9 protein-coding genes are annotated in these 14,501 nt (G+C 39.6%); 3 read left to right on the top strand and 6 right to left on the bottom strand.

Going from position 1 to position 14,501, the window contains the following annotated elements; genetic code table 11:
* Nucleotides 1–22: 22 nt before the first annotated feature.
* On the bottom strand, nucleotides 23–1,150 hold the full coding sequence (locus FERPE_RS09470) for a Y-family DNA polymerase (RefSeq protein WP_014452404.1): 1,128 nt from the start codon (nucleotides 1,148–1,150) through the stop codon (nucleotides 23–25).
* A 275-nt stretch (nucleotides 1,151–1,425) separates the two neighbouring features.
* Between FERPE_RS09470 and murD the strand changes: the two genes are divergently transcribed.
* The 3 genes from murD (at nucleotide 1,426) to eno (ending at nucleotide 5,512) form a co-directional block, all read left to right on the top strand.
* Nucleotides 1,426–2,688, top strand: coding sequence for a UDP-N-acetylmuramoyl-L-alanine--D-glutamate ligase (murD, locus tag FERPE_RS09465; protein ID WP_014452403.1), 1,263 nt, complete (start codon nucleotides 1,426–1,428; stop codon nucleotides 2,686–2,688).
* A 42-nt stretch (nucleotides 2,689–2,730) separates the two neighbouring features.
* Entirely contained in the window at nucleotides 2,731–4,095 is a 1,365-nt protein-coding gene (locus FERPE_RS09460; RefSeq protein ID WP_014452402.1) for an alpha-amylase family glycosyl hydrolase, read from the top strand.
* A gap of 121 nt (nucleotides 4,096–4,216) precedes the next feature.
* Nucleotides 4,217–5,512 carry a phosphopyruvate hydratase gene (gene eno / locus FERPE_RS09455; RefSeq protein WP_014452401.1) on the top strand — a complete coding sequence of 432 codons (1,296 nt, stop codon included), beginning with the start codon at nucleotides 4,217–4,219 and terminating at the stop codon, nucleotides 5,510–5,512.
* Between the two features lie 154 nt (nucleotides 5,513–5,666).
* Here the strand turns inward: eno and FERPE_RS09450 are convergent, their stop codons facing one another.
* From FERPE_RS09450 to FERPE_RS09430, 5 genes are all read right to left on the bottom strand, one after another.
* The gene (locus FERPE_RS09450) at nucleotides 5,667–7,004 is read right to left on the bottom strand and encodes a hypothetical protein (protein WP_014452400.1); all 1,338 of its coding nucleotides are present in this window, start codon (nucleotides 7,002–7,004) and stop codon (nucleotides 5,667–5,669) included.
* A 157-nt stretch (nucleotides 7,005–7,161) separates the two neighbouring features.
* On the bottom strand, nucleotides 7,162–8,451 hold the full coding sequence (locus tag FERPE_RS09445; protein ID WP_014452399.1) for an S-layer homology domain-containing protein: 1,290 nt from the start codon (nucleotides 8,449–8,451) through the stop codon (nucleotides 7,162–7,164).
* Between the two features lie 169 nt (nucleotides 8,452–8,620).
* Complete coding sequence (tyrS, locus tag FERPE_RS09440; RefSeq protein ID WP_014452398.1) at nucleotides 8,621–9,835, bottom strand: tyrosine--tRNA ligase; 1,215 nt, start codon at nucleotides 9,833–9,835, stop codon at nucleotides 8,621–8,623.
* 57 nt (nucleotides 9,836–9,892) lie between these two features.
* A complete protein-coding gene (gene secG / locus FERPE_RS09435; protein WP_014452397.1) occupies nucleotides 9,893–10,126 on the bottom strand; it encodes a preprotein translocase subunit SecG in 234 nt (77 codons plus the stop codon).
* A gap of 184 nt (nucleotides 10,127–10,310) precedes the next feature.
* Nucleotides 10,311–14,498 carry a PolC-type DNA polymerase III gene (locus tag FERPE_RS09430; protein ID WP_014452396.1) on the bottom strand — a complete coding sequence of 1,396 codons (4,188 nt, stop codon included), beginning with the start codon at nucleotides 14,496–14,498 and terminating at the stop codon, nucleotides 10,311–10,313.
* Between the last annotated feature and the right edge of the window lie 3 nt (nucleotides 14,499–14,501).

Genomic DNA, 14,501 nt, shown 5'->3' with positions numbered 1-14,501 from the left:
TCTAAATTATCTCAAAATAACCTTAAACTATCTTTTTAGTACGCAACACAAAATAGCCTCCAAAAAAGATGTTCTCAAATTCTGCCAATTTCTTAAACCTTTTCTGTTGTTCGTCCCAAAATAGCGAACTTTGAACACCATCGATTAACTTCAAATTATTCAGAGAAATGCCTACTTTCGAAACGGGATACCCTTTGAACAACTTTTCGACCAAATTCTCAACAACTTTGGAGATGAGAAGAAAATCGTTTGTGTAGAAAATAAACGAACGGGAGATTGAAAAAGAGCCAAATCTATCTTTTAAATACACACTTACACTCTTTGCGCCCATCCGCCCTCTCAAAAGCTTTGCGTATAGACCGAATGTAAGATATTTATACACCTCGAGTAACTCATCCAAATTGCTCACGTGTCTATCCAACGAAAGCGAATGACCAACGCTCTTTGGAGGGACAAATTTGAAAAATTCAGGCTCTGTGTATTCTTTTAAAATCAACGTCTTTAATTTTTGAAATCCACTTAAATTGTCCAACCTTTTATCGGTCAAAAATTGCTCCAACGTTTCTATTCCTAACTCTTCTAAAATCTTTGCACTTTCCTTACCTATCCCTATTACATTCTTTATTGGTAAATCCTTTGCGAATTCCTCAAAATCTCGAACAACAAAGAAACCATCCGGCTTGGCTATTTCACACGCACTCTTTGCAATTATCGGATTTTGCCCCACTCCTATTGTGCAAGTAAGGTTGAGCCTTTCCTTTATCTCTTCCTTCAAATCTTTGAGCCTTTCCAACCCATACGATACATCTCCAACACTATCAACAGCGATATACACCTCGTCTATGCTTGCCTCTTTGTAGACAGGAAAGTATTTCTCAACAAGTTGAATAATCTTCAACGTTGTGAACTCGTATTGTGAAAAATCCGCTTTCACAAAAATAATCTTTGGACACAGTTCTCGTGCCTGTGTTATAACCATCCCAGTCTTCACTCCAAAGCTTTTTGCCACATAATTCGCACTTATCACTATAGGTCTTTCACCATTCCCAATTACCGCAAAAGGTCTCCCTCTCAACGAAGGATTCTTCGCTTCCTCAACGGAAGCAAAATAAGCGTCCATATCCAGCAAAGCAACGCACTTGTAAAGCATAAATATCACCCCTGCTTATTATTCAACAATAACGTTTGATAATATATACTTTACATTTGTATAGTGTACTAAAGTATAGTATATCATAAAACAATTCGCAAAGTCAAACAATATTCGAAAATCTCAGAACAAGAGTATAGGCTTAGAAATTAGAAATATGAACATTCATTGAACATTTCCACAAAAATCGGTTTCACAACCTACTTTGTGATAAAATATATTCAGAATTTGAGAAAATTCAGTCAAATTTAGACTTAAAAAGGAGAGTGATTTGTTTGAAATTCGCACTCCTGGGGTTTGGGTTAAGTAACAAATATGCGGCAAGATATTTAAAATCACTTGGGGAGGAAGTTTTTGTAAGCGAAGGTGGTAAGCTTTCAGAAGAGGACAAGAAATACTTAGAAGAATCTGGCATACCTTACGAAGAGGGAACCAACAGTGAAAAAATCCTCGAAGCAGACGTTATACTAACCAGCCCAAGTGTTCCATACAACCATCCCATTCTCATGAAAGCAAAGGAACTAGGCAAACACGTTGACACAGAAATCACTTACTTCACGAAAAACCTCGAATGGAAGCCAACCATCATCGCTGTCACAGGTTCCGTTGGAAAGAGCACAACTGTATCTATGATTCACCATCTCATTTCAAAATCTGCAACTTCTCAACTCTCTGGAAATATCGGCATACCAATAGCACAGGTTCTGATTGAAGGTAAAAAACCTGAGTATCTTGTTATAGAAATCAGTAGTTTCCAGCTCTATTGGGCAGAATACTTCAAACCGCACGTGGCAGTTATAACAAACATATACCCCAACCATCTCGATTGGCATCCATCAATGGAACATTATATTGAATCGAAATTTAAAATAACAAAGTTTCAAGACAACGAAGACCACTTCATCTACAATCCCAAGGACATGGAAACATTCAAAAGGCTCTCGCTCGTCCAAGCCAAACGTGTTCCATTCACCGCCGATTTCAAATTCGATGATATCCCATTCCATATTCGAACAAAACAGAATGTCGAAAACATCGCCGCTGCGAAAACTGTTTTAAAAGTCCTAAATCTTCCGTTTGAAATGAGCATGCTCGAAGACTTTGTACCGCTCCCACATCGAATGGAGTATTGCGGGACGATAAACGGTGCGCATTATTACAACGACTCAAAAGCTACAAACGCTGCGGCAGTATTGAAAGCACTCGAAAATTTCGATGGGAATCTTTTCTTGATAATCGCAGGAAAGGGTAAAAACGAAGATTACACAAAATTGGCAGACGAAATAAAGAAAAAGTGCAAACACGTTGCTATAGTCGGTCCAATTGCAGACCAGATTGAGCCGTATTTGAAAGAACGAAAGATTAATTACAAAAGATACAAAGATATCGAAGAAGCCGTTGTTGAAATATCAAAAATGGCAGGCAAAGGTGATTACGTGCTCTTGGGGCCAGCTGGTGCAAGTTATGATGCGTATAAAAACTTCGAAGAACGCGGAGACCATTTCAAAGCGATAGTCAAAAAGCTTATGGGACAATAATTTCCCAACATGCTTTCAATATCTAAATTGGAGGGAAGGTAGATGATTGGCTACGAGATATTTGTTAGGTCATTTGCAGATTCAAACGATGATGGGATCGGTGATTTCAAAGGTATAGCCCAGAAAGCAGACTATCTAAAGATGCTCGGCGTTGACCTTGTTTGGCTCACACCACATTTCAAATCACCAAGTTATCATGGATACGATATTATAGATTATTTTGATACAAACTCTTCATTTGGTTCACTTTCAGATTTCAAAGCGATGGTTGATGCGCTCCACGAAAAAGGAATAAAGGTCGTTATTGACCTTCCACTCAATCATGTCTCAGATAGGCATCCTTGGTTTAAGGCGGCGATGAACGGTGAAAAACCATACGTAGACTATTTTCTCTGGGCTCAACCACACTTCAATTTAAGCGAAAAAAGACACTGGGATGAAGAATTACTTTGGCACAACAGAAATGGAAAGTGGTATTATGGGGTTTTCGGAGGCTCTTCGCCTGATTTAAATTACGAAAATCCAGAAGTCGTCGAAAAATCACTTGAAATCGTTGAATTTTGGCTCAACCAAGGCGTTGATGGGTTCAGATTCGATGCTGCCAAGCACATCTACGATTATGATATAAGGGAAGGCAGATTTAGATACGATCACGACAAAAATGTCGCTTACTGGAAGCTTGTTATGGACAAAGCAAGAAAAGTAAAAGGCTCAGATGTATTCGCTGTTACAGAGGTGTGGGACGACCCGGAGATAGTCGACAGATATGCGCAAACAATTGGTTGTTCGTTCAACTTCTATTTCACCGAAGCCATACGCGAATCCATGCAACATGGAGCAGTTTACAAAATCGTCGATTGTTTCCAAAGAACGCTCAGCAAAAAGCCTTACCTACCAAGCAACTTCACAGGTAACCACGATATGCATAGACTCGCAAGCCTCATTCAACAAGAGGAACAAAGAAAAGTCTTCTTCGGCTTACTCATGACAGCACCCGGCGTTCCGTTTATTTATTACGGTGATGAAGTGGGTATGAAAGGCATCTACGATTCCATATTCACAGAGGACGTTATAGAACCATTCCCATGGTATGCATCACTCTCAGGAGAAGGTCAGACGTTCTGGAAGGCTGTCAGATTTAACAGAGCATTTACAGGAGTTTCTGTTGAAGAACAACTCAATAGAGAAGGTAGCCTGCTAAGTGAAGTAATGGCTTGGACAAAATTCAGAAAAGAAAATGAGTGGCTCACAAACGCATGGGTAGAACATGTAACACACAACACGTTTGTTGTCGCTTACACCGTTACGGATGGAGATAATGGGTTCAGGGTTTACGCAAATATCGCTGGGCACAACGAATCGTTTGAGGGTATAAACTTAAAACCACACGAAGTGAAGATAGTCTAAGTGCAAAAATATCGTATCATCGATTGTTACGTTGGTGAAAATTGTCACTAATGCAAATGTGTGGTATAATGTCGGTAGGTTCTAAACTTTATTTTTATCAAAACAAGTAGGAGGTGTTTTTATGTACGTAGAGATTATCGATGTAAGGGCAAGAGAAGTGCTCGATTCCCGCGGAAATCCAACAGTTGAAGTTGAAGTTCTTCTTGAAGATGGTAGCTTTGGTAGTGCGATAGTTCCAAGTGGTGCTTCGACAGGTAAATTTGAAGCACTTGAATTAAGAGATGGCGACAAAAAAAGATACATGGGTAAAGGTGTTCTCAAAGCAGTTGAACACGTAAATGAAATCATTGCCCCGAGAGTCGTTGGACTTAATGCCTTTGACCAGGTCTATCTCGACAAGGTTCTCCTTGAGCTTGATGGCACTGAGAACAAATCAAAACTTGGTGCAAACGCTATCCTTGGTGTTTCAATGGCGGTTGCAAGAGCGGCTGCTGAGAGTGCAGGATTACCACTTTACAAATACCTTGGTGGAGCAAATGCAAAGGTACTTCCCGTCCCATTCATGAATGTTATAAACGGTGGAGCACACGCAGATAACAGCCTTGATATACAAGAATTCATGCTCGTTCCAGCAGGAGCCCCTTCATTTAAAGAAGCACTCAGATACGGTGCAGAAGTATTCCACACACTCAAAAAGATACTCAAAGATGCTGGACACGTCACAGCCGTTGGTGACGAAGGCGGATTTGCACCAAACCTATCTTCAAACGAAGAGGCTATTCAATTGCTTATAAAAGCGATTGAACAAGCAGGCTACGAACCTGGAAAAGATATCTTCATCGCACTCGACTGCGCAGCAAGTGAGTTCTACAATGAAGAAACAGGAAAATACAACATCGACGGAACTGAAAAAACTGGCGATGAACTTATTGAATACTACTCAATGCTCATCGACAAATACTGGCCCGTTATCATCTCTATCGAAGACCCATTCGAACAAGAAGACTGGGACAGTTATGTAAAATTCACACAAAAAGTTGGCGGAAAGGTCCAAATCGTCGGCGATGATTTGTATGTGACAAACGTCAAAAGACTTGCCAAGGGAATTGAACTCTTTGCCACAAACTCAATACTAATAAAACTCAACCAGATAGGTTCAGTTACAGAGACGCTCGATGCAATCGAGATGGCAAAGACCGCTGGTATGACAAACGTCATTTCTCACAGAAGCGGAGAAACGGAAGACACATTCATCGCAGACCTTGCAGTTGCAACGAATGCCGGTATGATTAAAACCGGGTCACTTTCAAGAAGTGAAAGAATTGCAAAATACAATAGGTTACTTAGAATTGAAGAGGAACTCGGTGATGCGGCAATTTACAAAGGACTGAATGCATTCTATTCGATAAAAAGATAAGAGTTGCTTAATATTTGAGTTGTAAAGCCCTTCCATATGGAAGGGCTTTTTTGTGTTGAATAATGCTATAATTCTTTTTTAATAGCTATCCTCAATTGGAAGAATAAAACCCCGTCCTTTCGGACGGGGTTTGAAAATTGCATTCTACTTGTTATTAGAAGCTTGCCGTGTATGTAAGGTTAACATTCCATGTTGGTTCTGGATTGATTACTGTGTAAGCACCATATGCATCTTTTGTTAATGTTCCATAGAATCCTGTCAAGTTTACATTTGGTGTGATGCTATATGTTGCTCTAACGTTGTATCCAAAGTCGTTCTCCGTGGCTATAATCTTGCGAACATCTGAGTAGAGGGTGAGTTCTGGCGTTGCCTTGATGCTTACTGTTCCGTGAATGTATGTGTATGTTGCAAATTCTGTAACATCTGCCCAGCTTGCTGCAACTGAAGCATTAATCATTGCATCTGCGTAAGATGCTTTTACATAGAGTGTGAATGGGTTTTCTGTCAGAAGGTCAGCATTTGTTGTCTTGACATAGAATGTCACTGGTGCAACTGCTACTTGTGCTGAAAGTTCGTCGAGTGGAAGTGTTGTTGTTGGTGTTGCTGTAGCAAAGTTTACTTTTGGTGTAACTTGTGCTGTAAATGTAACTGGTGCAAATGTTGTTGTGTATGTTACACCAAGGCTGAAGTATTTTTCATTTGCGATGTTCGATGATCTGTATTCAAGTTTGTCGAGGTTTTCAGCAAATTTGAATGTTGGAGCAAGAGTAAGTCCTTTAACTGGCTCGAGTGAACCAGAGAAATTGACATCGAAAGCTGCTATCATTTCTGTTGCATCTTCAACCATACCACCGAATACTGTGAGGTTTGGTTTGAGTATTCCAAGGTCAAGTGCACCTCTTACTTCTGCACCAAATTCGTGTGTTGTTGTGTCTCCTGTGTTGTATGTTCCACCAACGATTGTCCAATCAGCAACTGTGTATTTCACAAGAACCATATCGCTAAACCATGTTGCTGTGCCTTCTGATGTTTTGTCAAGATAGTAAACTTCAAGTCCTGCAACTGCTGGTAACGTGAGTTTTAATGAATCTGCAAAATCTTCCATTGCTGTCGTCCATGGGGTTGTTCCATCAGGATTATAGACTCTACCAGTGAAGTAATCACTTACAAATTGTTTACCTGTGCTGTAGAATGCTCCAAAGTATGGTGTGGAGAATGTGATGCTCGAGAGTGTGAGGCTAACTCCACCAAAAGGTGTGTATGTTATACCGAACGTTGCTCCAGCTTGTGTATCGCTTGTTGGTCCGAATGGTAGAGACGCATTAACATTTACCAATGCACCGCTAATATCAACACCGTTTTCTGTTACACCAAGTGAGAAGCTAACTGTTCCCGTGTACTTTACGTTTGGACCAAGTGTGAATGGTTTTTCTGCTGCAAAGACGCTAACAACTACAAAAAGTGCTACCAAAAACGTTAAAAGTTTCTTCATAACCTTCTCCCTCCTCCTGTGAGTTTAGGTGTGAAAATCTTTATTAACAAAACCTAAGGAAAATCAAGCTTTTAAAGTTAAACTTCTTAACCATCCCCCCTTTTTGGATGTTTATATTCTTTCTAGCCTCGCATAAATGCCGACAGCTTTAACAAAATTACGGTTTGAACCAACCAACCAAACCTATTATTATACCTACAATACCAAGCCCAATACCCCACTGCGCCAACTGTTCCAATCGTTTTACATCTTTGGATTTCTCAGCTTTTAGTTCCTCTAACTTCTTATTTACATCTTCGACTTCGCTTTTGTCAGCTTTGACTTCTTCAACAATCTGTCCAAGGCTTGCGACTTGATTTTCTAACAGGTTAACTCTTTCTGCCAGTATGCCAAGGTTTTCTTCAACAGCTTCAACTCTAACATCTGTATATGTTGTTACCCTTTCTTCAAGCGATGCCAAGTTTGAAGAAAGCTCATAAAGCATGTCCCTGATCGCTGGTAATCCCGTATCGATAGTGCTCTGAATATTAAGCACCTTAGTTTCAAGTTCAGAAAGTCTATCGTCTAACCCTGCCATGGCTGCTTCAAAGTCCTCTGCAGAAACCTTTGTCCCAAGCACATCATAAATCATGTTTACATATTCTTCAAGCAACTCAACTCTTGAAACTAGCGTCGCAAGTGTTTCTTTATCCGCCTTTGTTTCCAATAAATCTTTCATTTCGTTGTTGCTTGTGTTGAGTTCTTCCTGAATTCCCATAATGGCATCTGATAGTATAGCGTAAGAATTTGCAATTGTTTCATCGAGATCATTAAGCCTCGATTCAAAAATTACTTGTGCTTCCTGTAAAGCTGCAAGTTGGTTATTTATATCCGCGATATTTTTGTTTATAGCGTCAATCTTTCCTTGCAGGTCTTTCGTTGTGTCAGCAATTTGCTTTCTCAATAGATAATCAACATCACCGAGTTGAGCAGCTAATCCGTTAAGAATCTCGCTTATCGCTTGAATGTCGTTCTTTAATGCAACAAGATCAATCTCTTGTTGATTGCCGTCTTCATCTGTGTAGTTGAACTTGTCTTGGAGCGAATTTACCAGATCATACAGCTTAATTATATCCTGGTCATGTAAATCAAGAACAACTTTCGCATCTTCGAGTGCAATCTGAAGTTCTTCAATATCTTGCTTTAATGCGCTCACTTTTTCATTGATATTACTTTCAACCGTTTGGAAAACGTAATCGAGAGTTCTAACAAGGAAAACCGCTATCTGATACCTTGTTATTGCTTCGTCACCACGGTAGGTTCCGTCAGGGAAGCCAGTTGCAATTCCAGCTTCTTCCAATCTGGTTACAAATGATTCTGCCCAGTGCCCTTTTGGAATATCTCTAAAAGCTGCCATGGATATACTGAGGACTAAAAGAACAACAGCTATCGTCAAAACTTTTTTCATGCTCTTACCCCCTTTATAGTGATCTACATTTAACTACTAATTTCACATTTATTGTACCACAAACGCACATAATATGCACATATATTATACCACAGGGTCCGTTAACGATGCAAATTTTTTCTACATTTCCACTGAAGAATTACTAATCCATTGACAACTTAACAAAAACTCATCTCTTCTGATTAGCTGCAATTTTGATAAATAAACGCTTTCCGACTCTTAGTATGTGTTCACTAACAACTGAAACTGTTGTTTTGAAGTTGTCAATACGGCTGTTATCCCAATAAACTCCGCCTTGCATAATTAATCTTTTTATCTCACTTTTCGTGCCTATTCCCAGGTTAAAGAGCAGTTCCACAATGTTGTATTCACCTGGTTCAACAACTTTTTCTGGCATTTCGTCGGGGATTTCTTTTTTCTGGAATACCGTAACGAAATATTCTTCCGCTTCCTTTGCTGCGTGTTCACCGTGGAATTGTCTGACTATTTCTCTTGCAAGCCACATTTTGTAGTCTCTTGGGTTAACTGTCTTTTCGTTTATCTCTTTTTCCATCTTACTCAGAAAATCTTCATCCGCATCTGTTAGCAATCTTGCATATTTCACAATTAATTCATCTGGTATCGACATTATTTTACCATACATATCCTTCGGTTCATCTGTAAAACCTACGTAGTTTCCATAGCTTTTACTCATTTTGAGCTTTCCATCTGTTCCTTCAATGATCGGCATTGTCATAACTATCTGTGGTTGTTGTCCGTATTCTTCTTGTATCTTTCTTCCAACCATAAGATTAAATAGCTGGTCTGTTCCACCAAGTTCTACGTCCGCTTGGATAGCAACTGAATCGTAAGCTTGTGCCAATGGGTATAAAAACTCAGAGATACTGATAGGTGTGCCTTCAGCATACCGTTTTGCGAAATCTTCTCTTTCAAGCATTCTTGCAACTGTGTATTTTGAAGCCAACTTCACAACATCGGCAAATGTCATTCTACCAAGCCACTCGTTATTGTAGCGAATTTCCGTTTTGTCTTTGTCAAGAATCATGAAGGCTTGTTCTGCGTATGTTTTTGCGTTTTGTAGAACTTCTTCTCTTGAAAGCATAGGTCTCGTTGTGTTTCTTCCTGATGGATCACCTATCATTGCGGTAAAATCACCAATGATTAATACAATCTGGTGCCCCAAGTCCTGAAATTGTTTGAGTTTTTTCAAAACTACTGCATGACCCAGATGTAAATCTGGCCTCGAAGGGTCTACTCCCAACTTTACTCTCAAGGGCCTTCCAGATTTCAATCTCTCAAGCAATTCTTCTTCTGAAACCAAGTCTACGCAATTTCTTTTCAATATTTTTAGTTGTTCTTCGGGAGGAAGTTTTAATGTGGACAACAGATACACCCCTCTTAGTTAATTGTTTCGTCTCTTTGGTAAAGTTTTATTTTTCAATTACCTGGACAATACCCAAGATGTTAAAAAGCACATAATAAAGAACGCAACAGCCAACGCAACAGTTATCTTACCTGATGTATCTAATCCTTTTTTTCTGCCAAACATCGTATAGGCTGCACCACTTCCAAATGCTCCACCAAGTTCTGCAAACTTTGTCATTTCTTGCATAACCATCCAAATAAGACCTAATGCAATAATCGTGTGGATGACTAGTAAAACTACTGCCAACATCAGAACACCTCCAAATCTCTTTCGAAGTTTGTATTTCCTCTTAATCAATTCAGTGCTTATTATAGCATATCTTCTTTAAGTTTTGCAATACCAAAAAAGAAATTTCTTTACATTTCAAAGTTAACTAAGGAGCCAAAACAAAGCGAATTATTTAATGTAATAAACAAAAATAAATCGGAATAAATCAGAACAAAGATGCTTGGTCGGTTTCTGGTAGCCCGTCCAATACACCCAATCGTTTGAGTACTTCCACTTGTGCTTTGGTTACTTTTGCCCTTGTCATGAGGTCTTCGATGGATGTAAACATTTTGACTTCCCTTTTCTGGACTATCGATTTTGCTACGTTGTCCCCTATTCCGCGAATTTTGTTGAACGGTATAAGCAGATCTTTTCCATCTATTATAAACCTTGAATGATGACTCCTTCTCAGATCAGGTTTTTTAAATCCAAACCCACGCAAAATCATTTCAAGTGCAGCTTCAAGGACCTTTTCTTCGTTCTTCTCTTTAACATCCTTTTTTGGACTGTTGTTGAGTTCCATCAACCTTTTCTTTATCGCTTCTTTGCCTTTTAGTATCAGCTCTGCATCGAATTCATCTCCTTTTGTTGAGAAAAACGCTGCATAGAACGCAAGTGGATAATGGACTTTAAAGTAGGCTATTCTGAAGGCCATGCTCACGTAAGCCACTGCATGAGCTTTTGGGAAGAGATACTTGATTTTCTTACAGGATTCGATGAACCATTCAGGAACATTGTATTCTCTCATCAGTTTTTCTTCTTCCTCTTTCAGTCCCTTACCTTTACGCACGTTTTCCATTATCTTAAATGCATTTGACGGTGGAACACCTTTGTGGATAAGGTAAATCATGATATCATCACGACAAGAGATAACTTCCGAAAGTGTTGCTATTTTCTTCTCAATCAACGTCTGGGCGTTCCCAAGCCACACATCCGTTCCGTGTGATAATCCCGATATACGTACTAACTCTGCAAAGGTCTTTGGTTTTGTCTCTCTTAGCATGCCCATAACGAAATCCGTTCCAAACTCTGGAATGCCGATTGTTCCAACATCTGTTCCAAGCTCTTCTGGATCCACGCCTAGAGCTTTGACTGAAGAAAAGATACTCATCGTAGCCTTATCATCCATAGGAATAGTCATGGGGTCCACACCACTGTATTCATACAGCAGTTTTATCATCGTCGGGTCATCGTGACCAAGCGCGTCGAGTTTGACCAGGTCATCATGGATAGCTTCGTAAGCAAAGTGAGTGGTGTAGACTCCTGACTTTTTATCGTTTGCAGGGTGTTGATAGGGTGTGAAGTCGTGTATATCGTAGTCGCTTGGAACAATCATGAGTCCACCTGGATGTTGACCTGTTGTTCTCTTAACACCTGTGACATACATAGCCAAACGTTCTTGCTCGGCTGGATTGAGCGGGTTTACAATATTACCGTTCTTATCTTCCATATACGCTCGGACATATCCAATTGCGCTTCTATCAGCTATCGTACTTATCGTTCCCGCTCTGAAAACGTGTGATTTACCAAACAATTCTTCTATGAATTTATGCGCGCGTTCTTGGTATTCGCCTGAGAAATTCAAATCTATATCCGGAACCTTATCGCCTTCAAATCCCATGAAGACTTCGAACGGTATATCTTGACCCGCCTTTTCCAATTTTGCTCCGCATTTCGGACAACGTTTGTCCGGAAGGTCGTATCCTGAGCCCACTTCTTCATGGAGCTCAAAATATTTACAATCAGGACATCTGTAATGCGCTGGCAACGGGTTGACCTCGGTTATTCCAACAAGGTGCGCAACAAGAGAAGAACCGACCGAACCTCTTGAACCAACAACATAACCATCCTCGCCCGCTTTTTTAACGATAAGATGAGCAATCATGTAGAGAACTGCATACCCATGACCTATAATGCTGTTCAGTTCTTTCTCAATCCGCTTCTCAACGATTTCAGGCAATGGATTTCCATACAGTTCGTATGCACGTTTGTAGGTCATTTCCTTCAATTTTTCTTCCGCGCCTTCGATTTTTGGTGGGTGCAACTGTTTTTCAAGAGGTTTGATTTCTTCGATAAGTCCAGCTACCTTTCTGGGATTTTCAATTACAACCTCTTTTGCTATTTTTTCATCTTCGAAAATTTCTATCGCGGCTTGGAGCATTTCATCTGTTGTGCGCAAATAATAATTGGCATCGGCATCCTCAATGTTACTTTGTGGAGCCAATAACACTTTACGTGCCTTTATGTCTTCAGGATCCAAAAAGTGTGCGTTTGAAACCATCACAACGGGAATGTTTAATTCCTTAGCAACTTCATACAACAACTTGTAAGCTTTTTTTGCTTCCTCTTTTGTAAATTCTTCAGAGACTATCGTATCAAGAGGCATGATTTCAACATAATCGTAAAACTTTAAAATTTCGTTTAGTGCGTCTTTATCTCCTTCAAGAGCGATTTCAAATACCTCAGAATTTGCACATCCGGTTCCCAATAACAAGCCTTCTCTGTGCTTTTCTAAATCCGAGCGAAGCACTTGTGGCACTGCGAAGAACGTTTCTGTATGGGACTTTGAGATTAGCTTGTATAGATTTTTAAGACCTGTTTTGTTTTGCACCAAAACTGTTAGGTGCTGAGGATGTTTTGAAAGTGGATTTATATGCTCGACAAGTTTGTTAATTCTGTCAAAAGTAGTTATAGATTTTCTCTTCAAAAGCTCAACGAGTTCTAAGAATACCCTTGCGGTTACTCTTGCATCGTCTAATGCTCTATGATGCTGGAATTTTCCAAGTTTGAAATGTTCAACAAGTTTGTCAAGCGAAAACGCTTTCATTTGGTTCCTTAAGAGTGCTTGAGACAGCCTAAGAGTGTCTATATACGGTGGGTTGAACTCCCTTCCAAATCTTGCAAATGTGTGCTTCAAAAAGCTGATGTCAAAATCTGCGTTATGTGCAACAAGAACGGCATCTTTTAAAAATTGCCAGAGCTTGTCAATTACTTCACCAATTTCCGGGGCATCTTTCAACATCTCTTCTGTGATACCAGTGATTTGCAAACTTTTTTCTTTAAGCGTCGTTGGTTTTACTAATGTGTGGAATTCATCTGAAATTTTCCCTTCCACAATTTTTACGGCACCAATTTCCATTATTTCATCAAGCCTGGGGTTCAAACCTGTCGTTTCTAAGTCAAGAACTACATAAGTGGCGTTTTCTATCGAACCTTCTATTTCGTTTATCATTATCCTCTTTGGGTCATTCGCGATGTAAAGTTCACAACCAAAGATGGGTTTTAAACCCTCTGACTTTGCAAGTTCGTAAAACTCTGGGATGCTTTGAACATTCCCGTGATCTGTGATTGCGACAGCTTCCCAACCCCATTTTTTCGCTGTTTTGACGTATTCGGCAACATCGAGCACGCTATCCAAATCACTCATCTTTGTGTGTGCATGTAGCTCTATGCGTTTTTCAGTAGCATTGTCCATTCTATCAAGTGAAGGGATTTCTGTCGCAGAATCTATTTTGAAAAAGAGATTTCCGTTCTTGTCGTAATTAATCGAACCGCTGAATATATACCAACCACCTTCTGCAAGGCGGTCTTCCAACTCCTTTACCTTTGAATTAAAGACTTTACCAAGGATGGAGTCCTTTTTATCTGTGATGTATACATTGATTATCTCATCAGATACTTTATCAATTTTGAAAATCTTTCCGTAAAGCTTTGCTCTCTTTTTAACTTGTGGGGGCTCTGATGGGCTGTAGAGTGTTTTGAGGACAGAAGGATTGAAGTTCGTAAGTTCGGTAGGTCCCGGAAGATGCACTGTGCTATTTTCATCATTTCCATTAAATTGTTCACTCGTTTTTGCTTGAGATAAATAAGCAGAATTCTGTGATACTCCATTCACCGCTAAATCTTTTGGAGAAGTTTCATAGGTTTGTTCAACAACGTCAATAGTGTATTCTTTAAATGGTAGAGAATGCTTTATTTTTTTCAGTCTGGAAATCACATGCGCCTTTCCGAACTCACCAAGAGCATATATCCTGAGATGTTCTCCGTTTATCTCTATCTTTTCCACGTATTTTCCTGAACCGTTTAGTTGCTGCATTACTTTTTCATGTAGTGTCTCTAAGCTTTCTATCTGTCCTTTTGTTTCATTCTCAAGAACTAAATCGACGTGAATACCGATGAAATTTTCAAGCACGCTTTTCAAAGAATGCGCATCACCTTTGAAATCTTCTATAACAAAAGAGACCGACTCTCTTTTTCGGTCGTAAATTATCTTTTTGATTAACCCTTCTGCTTGTATACCTATTTTCTTTGAGATATCTTTAAGGTTTTTCGAAACATCAAACACGTGATACATATC

Source organism: Fervidobacterium pennivorans DSM 9078 (assembly GCF_000235405.2).
Taxonomy (GTDB): Bacteria; Thermotogota; Thermotogae; order Thermotogales; family Fervidobacteriaceae; genus Fervidobacterium; species Fervidobacterium pennivorans.
The sequence above is the reverse complement of the archived record's forward strand: the minus strand, read 5'-3'. Positions and strand labels throughout refer to the sequence as shown.